The organism is Stieleria sp. (assembly GCF_041595215.1).
Taxonomy (GTDB): Bacteria; Planctomycetota; Planctomycetia; order Pirellulales; family Pirellulaceae; genus Stieleria; species Stieleria magnilauensis.
Map to the genome: position 1 here is coordinate 1 of NZ_JBFHKV010001489.1, position 1,573 is coordinate 1,573.

The window sequence follows — 1,573 nt, forward strand, 5'->3', positions numbered from 1 at the left end:
GACCAGCCCGGCACTGAATCGCCCCGGCTCGGGCAAGTCGACGCCCAAGTCTTCCTTGGCCACCTTGGCGAGAAACTTGTGCGGCAGCCCACACATCATGCCGCAGCCGTCACCGGTGTTCGGTTCGCAACCGCAGGCACCGCGGTGATCCATCGCGCGGAGGATCTCGTCGGCGTCGAGCACGTTTTGATGGCTCGGAACACCCTTGATGTGAGCGATGAACCCGACCCCACACGCATCTTTCTCGTGCTCAGGGTCATACAACCCTTGCTTCTTGGGCAGGTGAAACAGTGGATCACGCATCTCGATTTCTTTCGTTGATGTCATCGGAGTGAAGGCTTCAGTTTCGTGTGTGGGGATGATTCGCCTCTGCAGATGCGAACCGTGGTCTTGGTTGGTGTGTGATTTGAAAAGGGGTGTCGCAGCGTGCTAAGCGACGACGGAGGTACCGGGGACGATCGGCGGCCCCTGCGATTGCGACTTATGCCGACCGCGTCCGCCGGGTTTGTCTCGGTCGGGTTCCAAGGGGCGGCCCAACAACAGCGATCCGAATTCGTAACCGGCGGCACTCGGCCGGCCCGAACGGCGGAACACGATCCCAAGGGGGCGGACCATCCGTAACGCACGACAGGCCACCACTCGCAACGCACCGGTCGCGGTTTCCCGCCGCACCGCCGCCTCGGGCAGAAACCCCGCACCGTCGTTGGCCTGGATCGCACGCACGATCGAATCGGCATTGTCAAATTCGTTTCGAAAATCGACGCGGATCCCGGATCGTTTCAGCGTCGCGTCGATCATCCGGCGCAACTCCAGGCTGCGGTCGAATCCGATCATCTCGATGCCATCCAGATCCGACAACTCCGCTTCGTTGCGGCGAGCCAACGGATGCCCGGAGGCACAAACCAGTCGAACCGGTTCCTTCTGCCACGGCACCACGACGAGTTGCTTGTTCGTCTTGGGGAAACTGATCAGCCCGATCTCCGCATCGCCGTTGAGCACGTTTCGGATCACGGCCTCGTTTTGACCGTAACCGATTCGCACATCGACATCCGGATACAAACGACCGAACTCCTCGATCGCTTCGGGCATGTAACTCAGTCCCACCGAGTAGATCGCCGCGACATGCAACGGTCCGGTCAAGCCGCGCCCGGCCGTGATCACGCGCTCTTCTAAACGGTGATACTCCGCCAAGATCTCTCGCAGTCCGCAGTGATAGTTGGCCCCCGCGGCGGTCAGCGACAACGGCCGTGTCGAACGATCGATCAGTTGAACGCCGAGTGATTCTTCGAGATGCTGGATCGCTTGACTGGCCGCACTCTGCGTCACGCCACGAGCATCCGCAGCTTTGGAAAAGCTACGCAGCTGGGCGACGTCACAGAAAATCTCAAGCGTTCGTAGTTGCAATCGTGATCCAGTATTAGATGGCCTAATGTTGCCAGCCGAGACACTTCGGACTTGCTAATGCGAAGGTAAGCAGGCTTGAAACCGTCGTCAAGCCACGGAAGCCGGCGTCCACCATCAGGGCACCTAAGGCGACTTGATCCGCCACTATCTGCCCAGAATGTTGATATCA

At 59.8% G+C, this 1,573-nt stretch carries 2 protein-coding genes; both read right to left on the reverse strand.

Features of this window, described 5'->3' with window-relative positions; genetic code table 11:
- On the reverse strand, positions 1-327 hold a 327-nt coding region (locus tag ABX749_RS32375), incomplete at its 3' end, for a hypothetical protein (RefSeq protein WP_372899670.1).
- A gap of 102 nt (positions 328-429) precedes the next feature.
- Entirely contained in the window at positions 430-1,404 is a 975-nt protein-coding gene (locus ABX749_RS32380) for a LysR family transcriptional regulator (RefSeq protein WP_372899671.1), read from the reverse strand.
- Between the last annotated feature and the right edge of the window lie 169 nt (positions 1,405-1,573).